Origin of the sequence: Roseateles toxinivorans (genome assembly GCF_004362525.1) — a bacterium.
GTDB classification, from domain to species: Bacteria; Pseudomonadota; Gammaproteobacteria; order Burkholderiales; family Burkholderiaceae_C; genus Paucibacter; species Paucibacter toxinivorans.
This window is the reverse complement of the sequence record NZ_SNXS01000001.1, coordinates 194,606-213,372: the sequence shown is the minus strand read 5'-3', so window position 1 is coordinate 213,372 and position 18,767 is coordinate 194,606. Positions and strand designations below refer to the sequence as shown.

At 65.2% G+C, this 18,767-nt stretch carries 21 protein-coding genes and 1 tRNA gene; 13 read left to right on the top strand and 9 right to left on the bottom strand.

Features of this window, described 5'->3' with window-relative positions; genetic code table 11:
• The first annotated feature begins 25 nt into the window (after positions 1-25).
• Positions 26-211, top strand: a complete 186-nt coding sequence (locus DES47_RS00975; protein WP_133698801.1) for a hypothetical protein — start codon at positions 26-28, stop codon at positions 209-211.
• On the opposite strand, the gene dut is transcribed toward DES47_RS00975, so the two are convergent.
• The 3 genes from dut to DES47_RS00960 are packed head-to-tail and all read right to left on the bottom strand — an operon-like array spanning position 208 to position 5,194.
• The gene (gene dut / locus DES47_RS00970; protein WP_133698800.1) at positions 208-669 is read right to left on the bottom strand and encodes a dUTP diphosphatase; all 462 of its coding nucleotides are present in this window, start codon (positions 667-669) and stop codon (positions 208-210) included. The genes DES47_RS00975 and dut overlap by 4 nt on opposite strands.
• Before the next feature lie 19 nt (positions 670-688).
• On the bottom strand, positions 689-1,915 hold the full coding sequence (gene coaBC, locus DES47_RS00965) for a bifunctional phosphopantothenoylcysteine decarboxylase/phosphopantothenate--cysteine ligase CoaBC (protein ID WP_133698799.1): 1,227 nt from the start codon (positions 1,913-1,915) through the stop codon (positions 689-691).
• Between the two features lie 48 nt (positions 1,916-1,963).
• Entirely contained in the window at positions 1,964-5,194 is a 3,231-nt protein-coding gene (locus tag DES47_RS00960) for an error-prone DNA polymerase (RefSeq protein WP_133698798.1), read from the bottom strand.
• A 117-nt stretch (positions 5,195-5,311) separates the two neighbouring features.
• On the opposite strand from DES47_RS00960, the gene DES47_RS00955 reads away from it, so the two are divergent.
• The 5 genes from DES47_RS00955 to DES47_RS00935 all read left to right on the top strand — a co-directional run bounded on the left by DES47_RS00955 (position 5,312) and on the right by DES47_RS00935 (position 7,840).
• The gene (locus tag DES47_RS00955; RefSeq protein ID WP_133698797.1) at positions 5,312-5,587 is read left to right on the top strand and encodes a DUF2277 domain-containing protein; all 276 of its coding nucleotides are present in this window, start codon (positions 5,312-5,314) and stop codon (positions 5,585-5,587) included.
• A gap of 66 nt (positions 5,588-5,653) precedes the next feature.
• Positions 5,654-6,193 (top strand): cysteine hydrolase family protein, encoded by a 540-nt coding sequence (locus DES47_RS00950; protein ID WP_133698796.1) that lies wholly within the window; start codon positions 5,654-5,656, stop codon positions 6,191-6,193.
• A 25-nt stretch (positions 6,194-6,218) separates the two neighbouring features.
• A complete protein-coding gene (locus tag DES47_RS00945) occupies positions 6,219-6,626 on the top strand; it encodes a DUF3224 domain-containing protein (RefSeq protein WP_133698795.1) in 408 nt (135 codons plus the stop codon).
• Positions 6,627-6,789: 163 nt separating this feature from the next.
• Positions 6,790-7,362 carry a response regulator gene (locus DES47_RS00940; protein ID WP_133698794.1) on the top strand — a complete coding sequence of 191 codons (573 nt, stop codon included), beginning with the start codon at positions 6,790-6,792 and terminating at the stop codon, positions 7,360-7,362.
• A gap of 10 nt (positions 7,363-7,372) precedes the next feature.
• Positions 7,373-7,840, top strand: coding sequence for a GNAT family N-acetyltransferase (locus DES47_RS00935; RefSeq protein ID WP_208114875.1), 468 nt, complete (start codon positions 7,373-7,375; stop codon positions 7,838-7,840).
• Positions 7,841-7,934: 94 nt separating this feature from the next.
• On the opposite strand, the gene DES47_RS00930 is transcribed toward DES47_RS00935, so the two are convergent.
• Both DES47_RS00930 and DES47_RS00925 read right to left on the bottom strand, forming a co-directional pair.
• On the bottom strand, positions 7,935-8,297 hold the full coding sequence (locus DES47_RS00930; protein ID WP_133698793.1) for a VOC family protein: 363 nt from the start codon (positions 8,295-8,297) through the stop codon (positions 7,935-7,937).
• Positions 8,298-8,324: 27 nt separating this feature from the next.
• Positions 8,325-9,170 (bottom strand): helix-turn-helix transcriptional regulator, encoded by an 846-nt coding sequence (locus DES47_RS00925; RefSeq protein WP_133698792.1) that lies wholly within the window; start codon positions 9,168-9,170, stop codon positions 8,325-8,327.
• Positions 9,171-9,904: 734 nt separating this feature from the next.
• Here DES47_RS00925 and DES47_RS00920 point away from each other — a divergent pair.
• The 7 genes from DES47_RS00920 to DES47_RS00895 all read left to right on the top strand — a co-directional run bounded on the left by DES47_RS00920 (position 9,905) and on the right by DES47_RS00895 (position 15,186).
• Positions 9,905-11,296 (top strand): tyrosine-type recombinase/integrase, encoded by a 1,392-nt coding sequence (locus tag DES47_RS00920; protein WP_133698791.1) that lies wholly within the window; start codon positions 9,905-9,907, stop codon positions 11,294-11,296.
• Between the two features lie 225 nt (positions 11,297-11,521).
• Entirely contained in the window at positions 11,522-12,823 is a 1,302-nt protein-coding gene (locus tag DES47_RS00915; protein WP_133698790.1) for a hypothetical protein, read from the top strand.
• 89 nt (positions 12,824-12,912) lie between these two features.
• Positions 12,913-13,167: a helix-turn-helix transcriptional regulator gene (locus DES47_RS00910; RefSeq protein WP_133698789.1), complete on the top strand. Its 255-nt coding sequence runs from the start codon at positions 12,913-12,915 to the stop codon at positions 13,165-13,167.
• A gap of 11 nt (positions 13,168-13,178) precedes the next feature.
• Entirely contained in the window at positions 13,179-13,487 is a 309-nt protein-coding gene (locus DES47_RS00905; RefSeq protein ID WP_133698788.1) for a helix-turn-helix domain-containing protein, read from the top strand.
• Positions 13,484-13,630 carry a hypothetical protein gene (locus DES47_RS28595; RefSeq protein WP_166651788.1) on the top strand — a complete coding sequence of 49 codons (147 nt, stop codon included), beginning with the start codon at positions 13,484-13,486 and terminating at the stop codon, positions 13,628-13,630. The genes DES47_RS00905 and DES47_RS28595 overlap by 4 nt, the downstream gene beginning before the upstream one ends.
• A gap of 2 nt (positions 13,631-13,632) precedes the next feature.
• Entirely contained in the window at positions 13,633-14,235 is a 603-nt protein-coding gene (locus DES47_RS00900; RefSeq protein ID WP_133698787.1) for a hypothetical protein, read from the top strand.
• Between the two features lie 147 nt (positions 14,236-14,382).
• Positions 14,383-15,186, top strand: a complete 804-nt coding sequence (locus tag DES47_RS00895) for an IS1595 family transposase (RefSeq protein ID WP_133698786.1) — start codon at positions 14,383-14,385, stop codon at positions 15,184-15,186.
• Positions 15,187-15,356: 170 nt separating this feature from the next.
• Here the strand turns inward: DES47_RS00895 and DES47_RS00890 are convergent.
• From DES47_RS00890 to pheT, 4 genes are all read right to left on the bottom strand, one after another.
• Positions 15,357-15,433, bottom strand: a tRNA-Pro gene (locus DES47_RS00890).
• Between the two features lie 35 nt (positions 15,434-15,468).
• The gene (locus DES47_RS00885; protein WP_133698785.1) at positions 15,469-15,918 is read right to left on the bottom strand and encodes a MerR family transcriptional regulator; all 450 of its coding nucleotides are present in this window, start codon (positions 15,916-15,918) and stop codon (positions 15,469-15,471) included.
• Positions 15,919-15,952: 34 nt separating this feature from the next.
• Complete coding sequence (locus tag DES47_RS00880) at positions 15,953-16,318, bottom strand: integration host factor subunit alpha (protein WP_133698784.1); 366 nt, start codon at positions 16,316-16,318, stop codon at positions 15,953-15,955.
• A 27-nt stretch (positions 16,319-16,345) separates the two neighbouring features.
• Positions 16,346-18,760, bottom strand: coding sequence for a phenylalanine--tRNA ligase subunit beta (pheT, locus tag DES47_RS00875; protein ID WP_133698783.1), 2,415 nt, complete (start codon positions 18,758-18,760; stop codon positions 16,346-16,348).
• Positions 18,761-18,767 lie beyond the last annotated feature (7 nt).

The window sequence follows — 18,767 nt, the reverse complement described above, 5'->3', positions numbered from 1 at the left end:
CCATCCGTTGATCTAGACCCTGGCCATGCGGCCCGAGCTTCTGGCCGAGCATCTCGGTGCCTATGCCCAGCTTGCCACGGTCGAGGCCAGCGAGATGACGGCGCAGTTGCGCCTGCGGGCGCTGCTGGTCGGACGCATGGCCCCTGCTGCCCCACCGCCTGCCAAGTCTGGCGGCGCAGACGCACCAGTTGAGGCGGATCGCAGCTCCTAGCCTTTGCCCGTGCTGCCGAATCCGCCCGCGCCCCGGTCCGTCACGGTGGAGAACTCCTCGACCACCTGCAGCGCCACCTGGACCACCGGCTGGAACATCAGCTGGGCAATGCGCTCGCCCGGTTGAACGACATAGGGCAGCTGACCATCATTGGCCAGAATCACGCCGATCTCGCCGTGGTAATCGGCATCGATGACGCCTATGCCCTGGGCCACTCGCACGCCATGCTTGAGCGACAAGCCGGAACGCGAGGCCACGATGGCCACCAGGCCTGGATCCATCATATTGATTGCAAGTCCGGTTTTCACCAGCGCGCGGCCGCCCGGCTCCAGGGTGATGGCCTCGGCGATGCAGGCGCGCAGATCCAGGGCGGCAGACCCATCGGTGGCGTAGCTGGGCAGCGGGATGCTGTCGCCCAGCAGAGCGTTCACGATGCGGGTTTCAATACGCCTGAGCATGGATTCTTCCTTCAATCAATCAGTGTGTCTTGGTGCCGAGGCGGGCCGCGATCTCGCGCACCAGCTCGCGGGCGAGGCTCAGCTTGTCGGCGGTGGCCAGCTCACGTTGGCCTTGCGCATCGACCAGCACCAGCGTGTTGTCGTCGCGGCCGAAGGTGGCCGGGCCGAGATTGCCGACCACCAGCTCGACGTTCTTGCGCACCAGCTTTTCACGCGCATGCTTGACCAGATCCTGGCTCTCGGCGGCGAAGCCGACGCAAAACGGGCGCTGGCCGGCCGGCAGGCGCGCCACGGCGGCAAGAATGTCGGGGTTCTCGGTCAGCTCGAAGGTCGGCGCCAGCTTGCTGCCGTTCTTCTTGATCTTGTGCTCGGACAGCTCGGCCGGCCGCCAGTCGGCGACGGCCGCCGTGGCAATGAACAGCTCATGGGCGGCGGCGCGGGGCAGCACCGCATCATGCATCTGCTGGGCGGTCTGCACATCGATGCGTTGCACGCCTCGCGGCGTGTTCAGATGCACAGGCCCGGCCACCAAGGTGACCTGGGCGCCGGCCTCGGCCGCGGCGCGGGCGATCGCAAAACCCATCTTGCCGCTGGAGCGGTTGGTGATGCCGCGCACCGGATCGATGGGCTCGAAGGTCGGGCCGGCGGTGATCAGCAGGCGCTTGCCGGCCAGCAGCTTGGGCTGGAAGAAGCTGATCACCTCGTCGCGCAGATCCAGTGCCTCGAGCATGCGGCCGTCACCAATCTCGCCGCAGGCCTGGTCGCCGACGTCCGGGCCCAGCAACGTGGTGCCGTCCTCGCGCAGCTGGCGGATATTGCGCTGCGTGGCCGGATGGGCCCACATCTCGCGGTTCATCGCCGGGGCCACCAGCAGCGGGCAACGCTCAATCGGCCGTGCCAGGCACATCAGGCTCAGCAGATCGTCGGCCCGGCCCTGCACCAGCTTGGCCAGGAAGTCGGCGCTGGCCGGCGCCACCAGGATGGCATCGGCCTCGCGGCTGAGGTTGATATGGGCCATATTGTTGGCCTCGCGGGCGTCCCACTGGCTGGTGAAGACGGTGCGGTTGGACAGCGCCTGCATCGTCACCGCAGTAATGAATTGCTCGGCCGCCTCGCTCATCACCACCTGCACGGTGGCGCCGGCCTTGATCAGCGCGCGGGTCAGCTCGGCGGCCTTGTAGCAGGCGATACCGCCCGACAGGCCCAGCACGATGTGCTTGCCCTGGAGTTGGAGTGCTTCAGACATGGCCGCGACTGTAGCGCACGCCTTCGCCCCGCGGGCCGCACCGGGCTTTCACTTGAAGTCGCGGCTGCGGCTGACCAGGCCATCCATCAGATGGCTGTGGTCGATGATCATGGCCGCCACCAGATGCTTGACCTCGCCCTGGCATTGCCACTGGCCATAGACCGTCATCAGCCGCGCCGCCAGCAGCGGCTTGCGCTGCGTCTCGACCACCCGGGGCCAGACGATGATGTTGATCTGGCCGGTATCGTCCTCCAGGGTGACGAACATCGTGCCCTTGGCCGTGCCGGGCCGCTGGCGGTGGGTGACGATGCCGCTGGCTCGCGCCAGCCGGCCGTTCGGGAACTGGTTCAGCACCACCGCAGGCTGCACCTTGAATGCGTTCAGCTGCTCGCGCAGCAGGGCCAGCGGATGCGGGCCCAGGGTCAGGCCCGAGCGGCGGTAGTCGGCCTGCGCTTCCTCGGCCACCGTGGGCGCGGCCAGCCGCGCCTCCTCGGCTTCTTCGGTGCGGGCTTCGCGCAGCATCGCCGTGGGCCGCGTGTCCACGCCGGCCACGGCCCAGGCGGCCTGGTGGCGATGGCCGGCCAAGGTGTGCAGGGCATCGGCATCGGCCAGGGCGTTCAGGTCATGGGCCGTGAGCTGGGCGCGGCGGCAGAGATCTTCGACACCGGCAAAAGGCCGTGCGGCACGCGCGTCAACGATGCGCAGAGCCGCATCCCTGCCCATGCCCTTGATGCTGTTCAGGCCCAGGCGCACGGGCTGCAGCGGGCGCAGCAAGGCCCGCGTTTGATCGCTCAGCTCGGCGTCCGGTTCGCCAAAATAAGGCAGCCCGCCCTCGCCAGGCACCAGCTTGGCCTCCCAATCGCTGAGTTCGATACGCGCAGGCAAGACCTGAACCCCGTGCTCCCGCGCATCACGCACCAGCTGCGCCGGCGCATAAAAGCCCATAGGCCAGCTGTTCAGCAAAGCAGCCAGGAAGACGTCGGGGTGATGGCATTTGATCCATGCGCTGATATAGACCAGCAGCGCAAAGCTGGCCGCATGGCTCTCCGGAAAACCGTATTCGCCAAAGCCCTGGATCTGCTTGAAGATGCGCTCGGCGAACTCGGGCTCATAGCCCTTTTTCACCATCCGGCCGACCAGCCGCTCATGGAACGGGCCCAGGCCGCCCTTGCGCTTCCAGGCCGCCATCGAGCGGCGCAGATCGTCTGCTTCACCCGGTGAGAAATCGGCCGCCTTGATGGCCAGCTGCATCACCTGCTCCTGGAAGATCGGGATGCCCAAGGTCCGGCCCAAGGCCTGCTCGACTTCCGGGCTGGGGTAGTCCACCGGCTCCTCGCCGCTGCGCCGCCGCAGATAGGGATGGACCATGCCGCCCTGTATCGGCCCGGGCCGCACGATGGCCACCTCGATCACCAGATCGTAGTAACACTGCGGCCTCAGGCGCGGCAGCATGCTCATCTGCGCGCGGCTTTCGACCTGGAACACGCCAACGCTGTCGGCCTTGCACAGCATCGCGTAGGTGGCTTTGTCGTCGTCCTGCGGAATGAATTCCATCGGCAGAGGCTTGCCGTCCGGCAGGGGAATCTGCAGCTTCTGCGCCAGGAAGGCCAGCGAGCGCTTGATCGCCGTCAGCATGCCCAAGGCCAGGATGTCCACCTTCATGATGCGCAGGGCGTCCAGGTCGTCCTTCTCCCACTGCACGACGCTGCGGCCCACCATGGCGGCCTTTTCCACCGGCACCAGATCGGACAGCCGCTCGCTGGCGATCACGAAGCCACCCGGATGCTGGCTCATATGGCGCGGGAAACCCACCAGGTCGCGGGTCAGCTGCATCCACAACTTCACCAGCGGCGCGTCGACGTCGAGGCCCTGCTCTTTCAAGCGCGTCTGGCCGACCTCGCCGCCATCGAACCATTGCTGCATCTTGGCCACCGCATCGATCATGGCGATGTCTATGCCCATCGCACGGCCCACGTCGCGCAGGGCACTGCGCGGCCGGTAGGTGATGATCACCGCCGTCAGCGCGGCGCGGTGGCGGCCGTACTTTTTGTAGATGTACTGGATGACCTCCTCGCGCCGCTCGTGTTCGAAATCCATGTCGATGTCGGGCGGCTCGCCGCGCTCGGCGCTGATGAAGCGCTCGAACAGCAGGTTCTGGGAATGTTTGCGGCCCACCGCCGTCACGTGCAGGCAGTAACAGACCGTAGAATTGGCTGCGCTGCCGCGGCCCTGGCACAGGATGTTCTGGCTGCGCGCCCAGCGCATGATGTCGGCCACGGTCAGGAAATACGGTTCGTATTTCAGCTGGGCGATCAAGGCCAGTTCATGGTCGATCTGCTGGCTCACCTCCGGCGGCACGCCCTGCGGATATCGCTGGGCCGCGCCGGCCTCGGTCAATTGGCGCAGGTAGCCGGTGGGTGTCTGGCCCTCGGGCACGACCTCGCGGGGATAGTCGTAACGCAGCTCATCCAATGAGAAGCTGCAGCTGGCTGCCCATCTCACCGTGGCCTCCAGCCATTCCGGCCGGTACAGCTGACCGAGGCGCGCGCGCGAGCGCAGATGTGCCTCGGCATTGGGTTGCAGCGCATAGCCACTCTCGGCCACGGTCTGCTTCAGACGCGTGGCGGTCAGCACATCCTGCAGCGGCTTTCGGGAGCGGACGTGCATCAACACATCGCCCACGGCCAGGATGGGCAGGCCGGTGAGGTCGGCCACACGGGGCAGCAGTTCCAGCAGCAGCTTGTCGTGCGCACAATGCAGCAAGGGCAGGCCCAGCCCTGCGCGCTCCCCGAACCAGGTCTTGAGCCATATCGCCTGAGCCAGCAGCGCCTCGAAACCATAGTCCGGGTCGGGCACCAGGATGGCCTTGCAGCCCGGCAGGCCGGTGATGGTGGGCGCGTCCGGCACGCGGCCCTGCAGATCGGTGGCGTGGGCCAGATACTGGCCCTTCGCCGCCCGGCCGCGGGCCACGGTGATCCATTGACACAGATTGGCATAGCCACGGCGTGTCTGGGCCAGCAGCACCAGACGCATCGAGAGCCCGCAGTCCCGTGTCGGCGTCAGCCGCATCTGCGCACCGATGATCAGCGGCAGGCTGCGCGTCCTGGCCTCCACATGGGCCCGCACCACGCCCGACAGCGAGCATTCGTCGGTGATGGCCAGGGCCGCATAACCCAGCTCCGACGCGCGCGCCACCAGCTCCTCGGGGTGCGAGGCACCCACGAGAAAGCTGAAATTGCTGGTGCACAGCAATTCGGCATAGGACGGCAGCGATGTCATTGACGGAGTCTGATCGGAAGCGGTTTGATGACTGTATTTATGTACAGTATATTTCCCAACTCCCTGGCTTCAAGGCAAGGGATAGAGAATCAGCACTGCACAACACAGGAGGCACCGATGTGCAGGAACATCAAGACGCTGTTCAACTTCGAGCCCCTAGCCACCGAGGAAGAAATCCGCGCCGCCGCGCTGCAGTTCGTGCGCAAGCTCAGCGGCTTCAACACCCCGTCAAAAGCCAACCAGCAGGCTTTTGAGCGCGCCATTGAAGAGGTGACGGCGGCGGCCGATCGTCTGATCAGCGACCTGGTGACAAACGCCGAGCCGCGTGACCGCGCGCTCGAAGCGGCCCGGCTGCGCGAGCGCACGCTGGCGCGCTTTGGCAGCAAGTCCTGAATACCTTGTCGTGCAGAATCGCGCCCCGACCCACAAACCGACATCTGACCTCCTGGAGGAGACCCCATGACATCCGCCCTGCTCGTGATCGACGTTCAACGCGGCCTGTTCGATGCCGCACCCCGGCCCGAGGATGCCGACACAGTGCTGGCCCGCATCAACACCCTGGCCGCCGCCGCCCGCCAGGCCGGCGCGCCGGTGATCTTCATCCAGCACGAGCGGCCCGGCAGCGCCCTGGCCCACGGCAGCCCGGGCTGGGCGCTGGAGCAGAGCCTGCAGGTCGAGGCCGGCGACCTGATCGTCGCCAAGACCACGCCCGACTCCTTCTTGCGCACCGAGCTGGGGGCGAAGCTGGAGGCCGCCGGCGTCACGCGCCTGGTGGTCTGTGGCTATGCCAGCGAGTACTGTGTGGACACCACCACCCGCCGCGCCGCCGGCCTGGGCTATGCGGTCGATCTGGTGGCCGACACCCACACCACCCACGACAAGGCCCACGCCACGGCGGCGCAGATTCGCGCCCACCACAACGCCACCCTGCCGGACCTGACCAGCTTCGGCCCGGTGATACGTGCCCTGCCCGCCGCCGCCATCCGTTTCGGCGCCTGAACCGCCCGCCCCCTCAAGGAACACCATGACGACGACAAGCCACGCTGCCGGCACCTTCGAGGTGAAACTGATACCGCAGACACCGGACGACAGCGGCGCAGGCGCGCCCGGACGCATGCTGATAGACAAGCAGTTCCAGGGCGATCTGAGCGGCAGCAGCAAGGGCCAGATGCTGGCGGTCCGCTCGGCGGTCCCGGGCTCGGCCGGCTATGTGGCGATGGAGCTGGTGACCGGCACGCTGGCCGGCCGCAGCGGCAGCTTCGCCCTGCAGCACAGCGGCAGCATGGACCGGGGCGCCTCGTCACTGAGCATCCATGTCGTGGCCGACTCCGCCACCGGCCAGCTGACGGGTCTGAGCGGCAAGATGGACATCAAAATTACCGACGGCCAGCATTTCTACACCTTCGACTACCTGCTGCCCGCCCTGCCCTGAGGGCAAAGGGCGCGGCAGCGGCGCTCATTTGTCACGAACTCCGGCGCTAATCCTCCCATCCGAGGCTCGGGCATGGCGTACGCTCATGGAGCCGCACCGACCGACCAGCAGAATGTGCACACCAGGCCCGGGCGCAGGACATATGAGGTGAGGAGAAGTCGTCATGCAATTTGATATCCAGGAACTGCTGAGCACCTACCTGCTCCCCTTCGTCATTGCCGTGCCCTTCGCCATCCTGCTGTTCGTGCTGGCGCTGCGCCGTGGCGACGACACCCCTGCGCCGCCTGCGCCCAAGCCCGCCAGCGAGCCGCCCCCGTCGCCAATCACCGAAACACCGGTCACCGAGCAACTGCCCGGAGCCATTCTGCTGGTCGATGACTCGGCCGTGGCGAGGGCCAAGCTGCGCAAGCTGTTTGTCGGCGCCGGCTACCAGGTCGAGGTCGCCGGTGACGGCCGGGAGGCGCTTGAGGCCCTGGCCACCGGCTACTTCTCGGTGCTGATCACCGATCTGGAGATGCCCAATATGGACGGCTTCGAGTTGATCGCCGCCGTGCAGGGCAGCCTGGAAACCGAGGACCTGCCCATCATCGCCATCACCGGCCACGACGAGCTGTCGGCCCGCGTGCATGACTATCAAGGCCTGTACGGCATCTTCAAGAAACCCTGGAACGATCGCGAGCTGCTGAAGCGCGTCGAGGCCCTGGCCTCGCTGCGCAAGCGGCCCAGGATCCATTGACTCGCTTGACATGAACCTGAGCATCACCCTGGAGCGTCATGACGCCCCAGGCGTCGCGGCCCTGATTGCCGATCTCGACGCCTACCAGCGCACTCTTTACCCGGCCGAAAGCTGCTATTTGCTGGACCTGTCCAGCGTGCCCGAGCCGCAGCTGCGTTTTGCCGTGGCGCGCAACGCAGCGGACGAGGCGGTGGCCTGCGGCGCGCTGGTCATCTATCCCGGATACGGCGAGCTCAAACGGATGTTCGTGCGCGCTGATCAGCGCGGCCTGGGCCTGGCCAAACAACTGCTGCAACGGCTGGAGGCCGAGGCCCGGCATGCGCAACTGCCGCTGCTGCGCCTCGAAACCGGCCCGCTGCAGCATGAGGCCTTGGGCCTGTACGAGCGACTGGGCTACCAGCGCCGCGGACCGTTCGGCGACTACCGCGAGGACCCCTTCAGCGTGTTCATGGAGAAGGCACTGGCCGTGCCGGTCTAGCCCTCTGCACGTGACTGTGCCCTGCCATCGGGGCAGCGGCGGCCGGGTAGCCAACCGACCTCCAACTCCATGTGAATGCTGGCGTGACGGCTCATCAGACGAAGCACACGGCCTCGATATTGTGGCCATCGGGGTCGAGCAGAAAGGCCGCGTAGTAGGTGGCGCCATAGTCCGGGCGTGGGCCAGGAGCGCCGTTGTCGCGCCCGCCGGCTGCGAGCCCCTGCGCATGAAAGCGCTGCACGGCCTCGCGATCGGCAGCTCGCAGTGCCACATGGGCGCCAGCGTTGATGCCCTTGCCGTATTGGTGCAGCCACAGCGCCGGAGCGCCATCGGGGCCGAAACCGGCATAGTCGTCGCCGCTGGAGGCCAGGCCATGGCCCAGCGCACCCAAGGCTGCTTCGTAGAACGTGATGCTGGCTGCCAGGTCGCTGACCTTGAGCCCGATGTGGTCGAACATAGGATTCTCCTCAATGAAGAGGTGATCTTAGGGAGGGTCTCCCAGACGTTCTTGGAGAATCTTGCGGTCGCCCCGCGCCATTTGCCGAAAGGCCCGGGGCGAGACGCCCGCTGCGCGGTGAAAGCTGCGCACGAAGTTGGACAGGTCGGCGAAACCCACATCCAGCGCCACATCGGTGACGGGCCTGTCCTCGTCGGCCAGCAGCCGTGCCGCCTTGCGCAGCCGGGTGCGCACCAGGTACTGGTGTGGTGTCACGTCGAAGACGGCCGCGAACATGCGGAGATAGTGATAGACGCTCAGCCCCGCGGCGCGGGCCATATCGTCCAGGACTATGGGCAGGGCGCTGTGGGCGTCTATCCACAGGGCCGAGGCGACCGCTCGCCTGTGGTCCGTCGGCGCGGCGTGCGCTGGCGGCCGCCGGGTGCCGGCCAGCAGATCGATGAATCGTGCGGCCAGGGCAAGCCCCACCTCGTCCAGCGCGATGTCGTGCCGCTGCGTCACGGCGGACTGGGCCAGCTCGCCCAAGGCGGCCAACTCGGCCAGCGGCGCCACAGCGCCCGACTGCCAGCGGGCATGGCGCCTGCGCACCTCGTCCACCACCTCGGGGGCGAAGAAGAAGGCCAGGCATTCGTCGCCACCGTCATGATGATCATGGGTGCACAGGTACTCATCGTCCGGGCGGCCCACCAGCACCGAGCCCGGGATCAGCTGAAAATGCCTGCTACCGCAGGTACAGCCGAAACTGCCCCGGCGCACATACGAGATCGACCAACCCCTGTGGTACTCGGTCTGCGCGGGTGTGCCGGCCCCTGCCCAGCAGAGGTACTCGGCAACACTGATGGCTCCGGCATGCAAGGGCCGAATGGTGGGCATCGCGGGGGCTCCTGATTGGCCGCTCAATCACACCAAGATACTCGGGCACACAGCAGTAATTCGTCCAGTGGTTTCAATGACAGCGGGCATGACCCCCGCAAGACGCCTGACGCGGGCGGCGTATAACGCACGCGCCAGCCTGTTTCGGCCGCAACAGCAACAGGCGGCTGCCGAATTTCGCACTGTCTCGGCAATGCAAAGCCCGCTCATGGACCATCCTATGCGGAAGTCCGCGTCGAGTCAGGTACAGAGCACGGCCCGCCGCAACCATGACGCTACTTTCCGCGGCTCAAGCCAGGTCCGCAAGATCACCGCATACAGCTCACGACAACAGTGTGAGGCGCAGCCAGCCACGGAAACCAGAACTGTTGGTCCACCGGCTGCCGGGCAGCGTCCGAGCAAAGCCAAATCGGCGCTTACCCCTTTGTTTAGCCCTTGAGCATCGGGGCGAGTCGGAAATGAAAAAGGACTTAGAGGCCGAAGCTTCTAAGTCCTTGATTTCTCTTCTTATTTTTGGTCGGGGCGGCGGGATTCGAACTCGCTACCCCTTGCACCCCATGCAATAAATTTGCGGTCTGCCGAGGTTCGGGGAGATTCAGATTTAGGTCGAAACACCCATATAAATCAACACCTTAGAAATATACGTCGTTCGACGATGCTTGCCAAAGCACGCCACTAGCCGGCAGAATTCTGTTGCCCATTCTGTTGCCGGAACGGGCTGCAAAGGGGTAGCGATGGCGAGAACTGCAAAACTCAAGGTGCTGACCGACAAGGCCGTGAAGGCCTACATGGCCGGCACCGCGGCCACGCCGCTGCACGATGGCGGGGGCCTGTACCTGCGCAAGCGCGAGGCGGCGGCCTACTGGTATCTGCGCCTGACCGACCCCGCCAGCAAGGCCCAGCAGTGGCACCGCATGTTCCCGGAAGACGCCGCCGGCCACTACCCGTTCAAGACCCTGGCCGATGCCCGTGAAGAGGCCGGCAAGCTTTGGCGCCAGCGCTCCGAAGGCAATGACCCGCGCGCAGCGCGCAAGCAGCACATCGCCGCTCAAGCCGAGCAGGCGCGCGACGCGGCCGAGCAGGACCGGCGCCGCATCACCGTGCGCGACCTGTTCGACCATTGGGCTCGGGTCGAGCTGGCCCCGCATGTGCGCAGCGACGGCAAGCGCAGCGGCCGCAAGGATGGCGGCGACTACATTCGCCAGCAGTTTGAACGGCGCATCTTCGGCACGCTGGGCACCGTGGCCGTGGCCAACGTGCGCAAGGCCGACGTGCTGGCCCTGCTGGACGAGGTGACGGCCGCCGGCAAGCTGCGCACCGCCAATGTGCTGCTGGCCGCGCTCAAGCAGATGTTTCGCTTTGCCCTGGCCCGCGACATGATCGAGCGCAACCCGCTGGACACCATCACCAAGCGCGACGCGGGCGGCAGTGAAACCGAACGCGAGCGCACCCTCACCGCCGACGAGATCACGGCCCTGGCCGCCGCCCTGCCCGCTGCCCGCATGAACGCGCGCAGCGTGGCCGCGATCTGGCTGATCCTGGCCACCGGCGCGCGCGTGGGCGAGGCGATGAACGCCGACTGGGCCAATGTCGATCTGGACGCCGGCACCTGGCACCTGCCGGAAACCAAGAACGGCCGCGACCACACCATCCACCTGTCCGCCTTCGCCCTGGCCCAGTTCACCGCACTGGCCGCACTGAAAGAAGACGACGATGCGGGCAAGCCGCTGCCCTGGGTGTTTCCGAACACTGCCGGCACCGGGCCGGTCTGCATCAAAAGCTTCGGCAAGCAGTTGGCCGACCGCCAGCGACCGCCAGAGAAGCGGCTGCAGCACCGCAGCAAGAACACCGAGGCGCTGAGCCTGCCGGGTGGGCGCTGGACGGCACACGACCTGCGCCGCACCGCCGCCACGCTGATGGCCGACCTGGGCATCAGCGGCGACGTGATCGACGAGTGCCTGAACCACGTCATCGAAAGCCGCGTGCGCCGCACCTATGTGCGCAACCGCCGGCCGGCCGAGCAGGCCCGCGCGTTTGACGCCTTGGGGGCGAGGCTAGCCGCGTTGGTGCGGGGCGAGGCAGAGCAGTCAAACGTCATCGCCTTGGAAGGCGTGCGAGCAGCGTAGAGTTGGCCTTCGTTGCACCTAACCGCGCGACGTCCCGGCCCAGCGGCCCGAGATGATGCAGGTGTGGGCGGACCATTTGGACAAACTGCGGGTAGGTGCCGAGGTGCTGCCCTTTAGGGCGGCATAAAGTCGAATTTAGCTGCACCTACCTTGATGCTCGAAAGCACGTGTCGGTAATCGACTCGTGCGGCGGCTTGCAGCGGCGTGTTTCAGCAGGGGCAAATATTGGACGACAACAACGAGCAACAAGTTGCACCCATCGACCCGCAAGGGGCATTCAGGTCAGTCATTGAAGTGGGCCAAGAGATTGAACATGCCCTAGAAACGACGAGACAGAAGGCACTGTTCTACTTGGCTAGTGCCTTTGGGGAACACAGATTCACTCTCCATGAAAGGGTCGGAGCATCAGGAACCTTGCAGTCTCGTCAGTATGACGACGTTGTCAGAGTGCAACTCGACCAGTTGGAGCAATCAGGGTACTCCTCTGAGACCGATTCAGACACTTCGCCTTGGGCGAATATGTGCATCTCTGCCGCCGACGCCGCTACTTTGGTGGGACACGCGCGTGAACTGGGGGCAGGGGGTTACGGTGCATGGCTGGACGCTTGGAGCGCGAGGATGAAGGACCGGCTGCACGAGTTGATGCAGCAGCGATTGATCCAGCTACAAAAACTTGCTCAAGAGAAGCCCGAATCTGTTTTTCGTTTGATATGTGAGTCGGTGATCAACAAGGGCGGGCCGCTGTTCGCTTCGACAGCATTCCGATCGTTCGATGGCAAAGAGCGGCCTAGCTATTTCCACGATTTGGCAGTTGTCTGCCTTCGAACGCTGGATAAGGAGGAACCGAAAACTATCGATGGAAAGTACATCGCGCTGTCGGAGTACGTTCTTCAGGAGTTCTCGCTGCACGTGTACTTTCATCGAGATGATCTTCAGTCCTATGACCCAGATCGAATAATGCATGACGCATTTGATCAACCAGCCGACAGCTTTTCTGAAGCCCTATGGCGTGCGGCGGAGTTGGTCTATCACGGCGTACCGTTGGTGCGATTCACAGCGGATGGCCCCCAAACAGTAATCGAGCCCGATGAGCTCTATGTTTTTCTCAGCAAGAAGGGTGAACTGCAGGATGTCAGTAGCTCCTTTACGAGCCTCCCAGAGTGGACCAAAGGCTTGGCCTTTGAGTTGAGCCATCTAGAGGCCCACAACCTAATGTTCGCCGCCGCAGATCAGTTGACCCATGTGCAAGTGCTGGCGCGCAGATCTGCGCTGCGAAGGATGTTGGCACTGCCTGTCCCCGCGGCGAACGGCATCGACGGACTGACACTGCCTACACATTCGAAACTTCTGCTGTTGATGAGGCAAATCGTGGACAGGTACTACGGCCCCAACTTTCAAATAGACGAAGTTGATTCTTGGCCTCGGCAGAAAGATGTTGTGGATTGGCTCAAGGCTCAGGGGTTGAGCGAGCGTGAGGCGATGGCTATCGACATCGTTTCCAGACCAGATCGCTTGCGCAGTCGGTAGGCTTAGGGTGCCCCTCGGGGTCCCGAGGTTGCCCTTCGGCAGGGGTTGGGTCACACATTGCGTACATGTTCAACCGACGTGAGGCGCAAATGTCCGCAGTCAACCCATCCGCATCGGGGCCGGAAGCCAAGCCCCGAAAGACGACAGCCCAACCGCTGCACGCGGCGCAAATTCAAGACGCGCTGCTGAAGCTCCAAACCGTATCGGCCCTCACCGGCCTGGGCAAGACCAGCATTTACGAGCGCATAAAGACCGGCGAGTTCAAGCCGGTGCGCCTGGGCACGCGCTGCACGCGCTTCCGCGCCAGTGACGTGAATGCCTGGCTTCAGGCCCAAGGCAAATAAGCGGGGGCCATATGGACGAAAAAAAGACCACCCCCGAAAAGGAAGCGGCCCTCAAAAGTTTGCGCGATCAGTTTACCGGCCTGGACGCGGCCACGCAGAAGACCCGCCTGCTGGCCGCGCTGCAGTTGTTCCCGGTGACGACGTTCGAAGCCTCGCGCTTTCTCGATGTCTATCATCCCGCCGGCCGCATCAGGGACTTGCGCGACGACGGCCACGAGATCCTGACCCTGTGGACCGACACCACCACCGAGGCCGGCGTGACGCATCGCATTGGACGTTACGTGTTGGTGCGCATGGCACAGCAGGAGCAGGCAGCATGATGCCCGGCGACGACTGGCTGGCGCGGCTGCAATGCCTGGCAGCGCGATTTCCACAGTATGGCGTGGGCGCCGACCTGGCCGGGCTGGCGCTGGCCGATCTGTGGGGCGTGTATTGCTTCCTGCAGCGCATGGCGGAGCGCTGACCATGGGGCGCTCCACCACGTTCGAAAAGGACGACATGGGCGCGCACGCCAGGCTGTATGACCAGATTGCGCACGCACCGGCCTGGCTCGCGCTGGGCTTCTCGGCGCGTGCGCTCTACATGCAGTTGCGCGTGAAGCTCAAGCACACCAACAACGGCAATATCGAGGCCACGCTGGGCCAGCTCAAGCACTCGGGGTTCAGGTCGTCCAGCACGCTGGCCAAGGCGCTGCGCGAGCTGGAAACCGTGGGCCTGTTGGCCAAGACGCGCCAGGGCGGCATCACGGCCGGCGGGCGCCTGTGCAACCTCTATCGCTTCACCGACAAGCCGACGATGGAGTTCCCGAAGCTGTGCCTGCGCGCCCTCAAGGCGACGCACGACTGGCGGCAGTGGGCCGGCGTGCGCGAGGCCAAAGCGGCGGTGCGTGCCGCCCACGCCGGGGCCAAGCGGCCCAGCTCCGACAGCGTGGGCGAAAACGCAGGCAAGCCCCAAGAATCGAAGCGTATCGGTTCGAACAGCGAAGCCTTGGGCGCGAATCTCAGTTCGAAGTCTGGGCCTAGGGCGGCCGGCTCGGTTCGAAAACCGAAGCTGGTGCAGGTGGCGTGATCGACTGCCAAGTGATTGATGTCAAAGGGTTTTCGGAGCAATACGCGGGCGCGCACGCGAGGGCCGGCCAGGGCTCGAAAAACGAACACCTTTGCATTGTTGCCAGGGGTGCGGGGATTGCGGGGCGCTGACAGCAGCCGCAACAGCATGGCCGGCGCCTTTGATTTCCGATTCAAAGACCAGGCATTTTCTGCGCGTGAGAAACCCAGTGGTTCGCTTTCGCGGCTCGCCCCGACTTTTCACCCCCCCACCGGGCAGGCAGTGCGGCTTCGCACAGGGGCGCGCAAGCCTGTTCATTTGCCGATTGATTTCGATTTCTGTGGAGTTCCAAGCATGGGTACAGGTGGCGCAAGAAACTGGGCCGGGCGGCCGGGCTGGCGGCCAAAGGCCGAGCATCACCGCAGTCTGGACGTGCGGCGCTTCGCGGCCGAGAACATGCTCAGGCCGGGCGCCTGGACGTGGCGCTGGCTCGACCCGGCAACCGAGCAGGAGGTGGCCAGCATCTCGATCATTGGCACGGTGGGCCGGCTGACGCTTTCGTACACAGCGGACGGCGAGGCGATCCGCACCGAGGTGGCCATCGTCAAGACGGCCTGCGGCTTCGGTGGCGCGCGGCCGTGGTTTCAGTGCCCACGCTGCGGCTCGCGCGTTGCCAAGCTCTACCTGCGCGCCAAACGCTTCGCGTGCCGGCATTGCCATCGAATGAGCTATGCCAGCCAGTCGAACGACATTTGCGGCCGCACCTGGGGCAAGCAGCGCAAGCTCGAAGCCAGGCTAGAGGCCAACTGGCAGCGGCCCAAGCACATGCACCTCAAGACCTATGCGCGCCTGCTGGCGGCGATCCTGGCCTGCGAACAGGCCCGCGACGACTGGCTGGCCGGCGCGATGGTGCGGCTGATGGGCGGGCTGGACGATTTGCGCAAGCGCTTCCCCGATTTGGCCGGCGTGTAGTCCACACGGCCTGTGGGGGCAGAAGCACCGCTGCTGGCTCGCGCCAATTGGCACGGCAAGCAGTCGGAATTCTGTTGCCCATTCTGTTGCCGGAATCGGAAACCGGACGCACAAAGGAAAAAGGACTTAGAGGCCGAAGCTTCTAAGTCCTTGATTTCTCTTCTTATTTTTGGTCGGGGCGGCGGGATTCGAACTCGCGACCCCTTGCACCCCATGCAAGTGCGCTACCAGGCTGCGCTACGCCCCGACTAAGCCTCGTATTCTAACCCAGAATTTCGGGCCTCAGACCAATAACAGTGCGCGGATCGAAATAAGTTCGGCGCGCACTTGGGGCAGGCTCAGTTCGCTGCCCGGTTGGGCGCGACGCTCGGCTTCGTCTGCCACGGCCAAAGGCTCATCTTCGCCTTCGGGAAACTCGGAATCCAAGGGCAACTCGGCATCGAGCACCTCGCGCAGGCCCGCCTCGCCGCGGTGGCCATTGAGCTCGGACAGGCGGTTGCGTGCGCCGCTGATGGTGAAGCCCTGGTCGTACAGCAGGTCGCGGATGCGCCTGATCAGCAGGACTTCATGGTGCTGGTAATAGCGCCGGTTGCCGCGCCGCTTCATCGGCTTGAGCTGGGTGAACTCCTGCTCCCAGTAGCGCAGCACATACGGCTTCACGCCGCACAAATCGCTCACCTCACCGATGGTGAAATAGCGTTTGGCAGGAATGGCGGGAAGCGCATTTTCCATTGAAATCAAAGACTTCGAGGCAGGACGCTAGACTTTACTCGAACTCTTCCCCGAGCGGAACATCGCCTTGCACAACGCCCTTGAGTTTGTGGCTGGCATGGAAGGTGACGACGTTGCGCGCCTTGATCGGAATCGCCTCGCCGGTGCGTGGGTTGCGCCCCGGGCGCGGTGCCTTGCGGCGGATATTGAAGTTGCCGTAACCCGACAGCTTGACGTCCTTGCCCTCGACCAGGGTGGCATGAATGATGTCGAAGAAGGCCTCGACCATGTCCTTGGACTCGCGCTTGTTCAGCCCCAGCCGCTCGAACAACAGCTCGGCCAGTTCGGCCTTGGTCAGCGTGGGCGTCTCCAAGGTCGGCAACAACAGACGCGAGGGGCTGGGCTTGGGTTCGGTTGTCATGGCGGCGTCGGGTTATCGGTTCTTCTATCAGCCGCGCAGGCGGGCGTTCAGTTTCACACGCAGGGCTTCCACCACCGCATTGATCACCGGCTCGATGCGCTCGTCGGTCAGCGTGACCTCGTCGTCCAGCAGCTCCAGACGCACGGCCATGCTGCGCTCACCGGCCACCATGTCGGTGCTGGCCGAGCTGGGCTTGTAGACGTCGAACAACCTCGCCGAACGCAGCAGCGGGCCGCCGGCCTCGGTGATGGTGGCGATCAGGGCGTCGTGGCTGACGCCCTCGCCGACGATCACCGCCAGGTCGCGCAGCACCAGCTGCTGGCGCGGCAGGGCCACGGCGGCGGGCAGGTCGCGGGCCAACACGGCCTCCAGATTCAGCTCGAACAGCACCGGGGCACTGGGTAGCTCATAGCCCTGGCGCCATTTCGGATGCAACTCACCCAGCACGCCAACGACCTCGCCATTGACGAGGATGTTGGCGCTGCGACCGGGATGCAGGGCCGGGTGGATGGCGGGCTCGAAACGCACGGCGCGCGGGGCCAGCAGGGCCTCGATATCGCCCTTGACGTCATAGAAATCGACGGCCCGCTCGCGCACACTCCACTGCGATTGCTCGGCGCTGCCCCAGGCCAGGCCGGCTAGGCGCATAGGCTGCTCGATGCCCGCCACCGAGGTGTCACCGGTCTTGGCCGCGGCGTCCCGCAGGAACACGCGGCCCAGCTCGAACAGACGGGCGCGCGGCGCCTTGCGGGTCAGGTTGTAGCGCAGCGTGTTGACCAGGCTGCCCAGCAGGCACGAGCGCATCACCGACAAGGGCGAAGCGATCGGGTTCAGCACGCGGATCGGGTTCGCGTTGCCGGCCAGCTCGGTTTCCCAGCGCTCTTCGACAAAGCTGAAGTTGATGGTCTCGAAATAACCCAGATCGGCCATCGCATGGCGCAGCGCATGGCTGCTGCGGCGCGACTCGGAGCCGACCTTGCCTTGGATCGGCGCCACCGGCGGCGTGTTCGGCAGCTGCGGATAGCCCAGCACGCGGATGACCTCTTCGATCAGATCTTCCTCGATCTTGATGTCGAAGCGAGTGCTCGGCGGCGTCACGGTCAGCACGCCAGGCGCCTCGGTGAAGCTCAGGCCCAGGCGGCGGAAGACCTCGGCGCAGTCCTGCTGCGTCACCGGCATGCCGATGACCTTGGCGGCGCGTGCCACGCGCAGGCTCACCGGCTTGGCCTCGGGCAGTGCCAGCGTCTGGTCGTCCATGGGGCCGGCCTGGCCGCCGCAGATGTCCAGGATCAGCTGGGTGATGTGCTCAATATGCTCGACCGTCAACGCCGGATCGACGCCGCGCTCGAAGCGATGGCCGGCGTCGGTCGAGAAGTTGTAGCGGCGCGAACGGCCCGACACAGCCTCGGGCCACCAGAAAGCAGCTTCGACGTAGATGTTCTGGGTGTCGTCCGACACGGCTGTGGCGTCGCCGCCCATGATGCCGGCCAGCGATTCGACCGACTGGCTGTCGGCAATCACGCCGACCTTTTCATCGACCGTGATGGTGTTCCCGTTCAGCAGCTTCAGGCTCTCGCCGGGCTTTCCCCAGCGCACGGTCAGGCCGTCATGGATCTTGTCCAGATCGAAGATATGTGAGGGCCGGCCGTACTCGAACATCACATAGTTCGAGATGTCCACCAGCGGGCTGACCGAGCGCTGGCCGCAGCGCTCCAGGCGCGCCACCATCCAGGCGGGGGTCTGCACCTTCGTGTTGACGCCGCGGATGATGCGACCCGAGAAGCGGCCGCACAGATCGCTGGCCTGCACGGTAACGGGCAGCTTGGCATCATGCGCGGGCACCACCGGCGGGAAGCTGGGCTGCAGCAGCGGCGAGCCGGTCAGGGCCGACACCTCGCGGGCCACGCCGAAGACGCTCAAGGCATGGGCCAGGTTCGGCGTCAGCTTCAGGGTGAACAGCGTGTCATCCAGATTCAGGTGCTCGCGAATGTTCTGGCCTATGACCGCGTCGGCTGTCAGCTCAAGCAGGCCGCCATGGTCTTCGCTGAGCTTCATTTCGCGGGCCGAGCACAGCATGCCGAAGCTCTCGACGCCGCGCAGCTTGCCGACGTTGATCTTGAACGGCTTGCCGTCCTCGCCTGGAGGAAGCTCGGCGCCGACGGTGGCCAGCGGCACCTTGATGCCGACCCGCGCATTCGGCGCGCCGCAGACGATCTGCAGCAGCTCGGGGCCGCCGGCATTGACCTTGCAGACTCGCAGCTTGTCGGCGTTCGGATGCTGCTCGGCCTCGACGATCTCGGCCACCACGATGCCGCGGAAGGGCGGCGCCACCGGGCGCAACTCCTCGACCTCGAGGCCGGACATGGTCAGCAGCTCGGCGAGTTCTTGGGTGTTCAGCGCGGGATTGCAAAAGGCCCGCAGCCAGGATTCTGGAAATTGCATGGACGGG

Excerpts from the sequence above, each read along its gene's own strand:
- dut (WP_133698800.1), bottom strand. The coding sequence starts at position 669 with ATGCTCAGGCGTATTGAAACCCGCATCGTGAACGCTCTGCTGGGCGAC.
- DES47_RS28595 (WP_166651788.1), top strand. The coding sequence starts at position 13,484 with ATGATGCCCGGCGACGACTGGCTGGCGCGGCTGCAATGCCTGGCAGCG.
- DES47_RS00900 (WP_133698787.1), top strand. The coding sequence starts at position 13,633 with ATGGGGCGCTCCACCACGTTCGAAAAGGACGACATGGGCGCGCACGCC.
- DES47_RS00930 (WP_133698793.1), bottom strand. The coding sequence starts at position 8,297 with ATGTTCGACCACATCGGGCTCAAGGTCAGCGACCTGGCAGCCAGCATC.
- DES47_RS00955 (WP_133698797.1), top strand. The coding sequence starts at position 5,312 with ATGTGCAGGAACATCAAGACGCTGTTCAACTTCGAGCCCCTAGCCACC.
- DES47_RS00950 (WP_133698796.1), top strand. The coding sequence starts at position 5,654 with ATGACATCCGCCCTGCTCGTGATCGACGTTCAACGCGGCCTGTTCGAT.
- DES47_RS00905 (WP_133698788.1), top strand. The coding sequence starts at position 13,179 with ATGGACGAAAAAAAGACCACCCCCGAAAAGGAAGCGGCCCTCAAAAGT.
- DES47_RS00940 (WP_133698794.1), top strand. The coding sequence starts at position 6,790 with ATGCAATTTGATATCCAGGAACTGCTGAGCACCTACCTGCTCCCCTTC.
- DES47_RS00935 (WP_208114875.1), top strand. The coding sequence starts at position 7,373 with ATGAACCTGAGCATCACCCTGGAGCGTCATGACGCCCCAGGCGTCGCG.
- DES47_RS00925 (WP_133698792.1), bottom strand. The coding sequence starts at position 9,170 with ATGCCCACCATTCGGCCCTTGCATGCCGGAGCCATCAGTGTTGCCGAG.
- DES47_RS00880 (WP_133698784.1), bottom strand. The coding sequence starts at position 16,318 with ATGACAACCGAACCCAAGCCCAGCCCCTCGCGTCTGTTGTTGCCGACC.
- DES47_RS00910 (WP_133698789.1), top strand. The coding sequence starts at position 12,913 with ATGTCCGCAGTCAACCCATCCGCATCGGGGCCGGAAGCCAAGCCCCGA.
- DES47_RS00895 (WP_133698786.1), top strand. The coding sequence starts at position 14,383 with ATGGCCGGCGCCTTTGATTTCCGATTCAAAGACCAGGCATTTTCTGCG.
- DES47_RS00945 (WP_133698795.1), top strand. The coding sequence starts at position 6,219 with ATGACGACGACAAGCCACGCTGCCGGCACCTTCGAGGTGAAACTGATA.
- coaBC (WP_133698799.1), bottom strand. The coding sequence starts at position 1,915 with ATGTCTGAAGCACTCCAACTCCAGGGCAAGCACATCGTGCTGGGCCTG.
- pheT (WP_133698783.1), bottom strand. The coding sequence starts at position 18,760 with ATGCAATTTCCAGAATCCTGGCTGCGGGCCTTTTGCAATCCCGCGCTG.
- DES47_RS00920 (WP_133698791.1), top strand. The coding sequence starts at position 9,905 with ATGGCGAGAACTGCAAAACTCAAGGTGCTGACCGACAAGGCCGTGAAG.
- DES47_RS00975 (WP_133698801.1), top strand. The coding sequence starts at position 26 with ATGCGGCCCGAGCTTCTGGCCGAGCATCTCGGTGCCTATGCCCAGCTT.
- DES47_RS00885 (WP_133698785.1), bottom strand. The coding sequence starts at position 15,918 with ATGGAAAATGCGCTTCCCGCCATTCCTGCCAAACGCTATTTCACCATC.
- DES47_RS00960 (WP_133698798.1), bottom strand. The coding sequence starts at position 5,194 with ATGACATCGCTGCCGTCCTATGCCGAATTGCTGTGCACCAGCAATTTC.